1 protein-coding gene is annotated in these 668 nt (G+C 73.1%); it reads left to right on the top strand.

The features are described from left to right. The coding region (locus tag ACTNBY_RS09315) for an IS110 family transposase (RefSeq protein WP_441064280.1) at positions 1-668 on the top strand (668 nt) is incomplete at both ends.

The raw sequence follows: 668 nt of genomic DNA on the forward strand, positions 1-668 counted from the left end.
ACCTCCATCGGCCTGGACGTCCACGCGCGATCGGTCGCCGCCGCGGCGTTCAACCCCTTCACCGGCGAGGTGGTGCACCGTGACTTCGGGACGGACGCCGCCGAGATCGCGGAGTGGGCCCTCGGGTTCGAGGAGCCCAGGGCCTGCTACGAGAGCGGCCCCACCGGCTTCCACATGGCGCGCGAGCTGCGCGCGCTCGGCCTCGACTGCGCCGTGGCCGCCGTCTCCAAGATGCAGAGGCCGGCGGCGGACGCGCGCCGCAAGAACGACCGGCGCGACGCCGAGTTCATCGCCCGCATGCTCGCCACCCACAACATCGTGGAGGTCCCGCTGCCCGATGCGGCCGTCGAGGCCGCCCGGGACCTCGACCGCGCCCTCGACGACGCCACGGCGGAGTACCGCCGCGCCAGGCAGCGCCTCAACATGTTCCTGATCAGGCTGGGCCACGTCTGGGACGAGCGCAACGCCGACGGGACGAGGAAGGGATCCTGGACGCGCGCCCACTGGAGGTGGATATCCGGGATCAGGCTCGAGGGGCCCCAGCGCGACGTGCTCGAGTACTACGTCACGGCCGCGAGGTGCGCGGAGTCGGACCGCCGGCAGCTCGAGAAGAAGGTGCTCGCCCTCGCCCGGACCGACCGGTGGCGCCCGGCCGTCGAGGCGCTCTC

Origin of the sequence: Collinsella sp. HCP28S3_E12, from assembly GCF_052065595.1 — a bacterium.
Classification (GTDB): domain Bacteria; phylum Actinomycetota; class Coriobacteriia; order Coriobacteriales; family Coriobacteriaceae; genus Collinsella.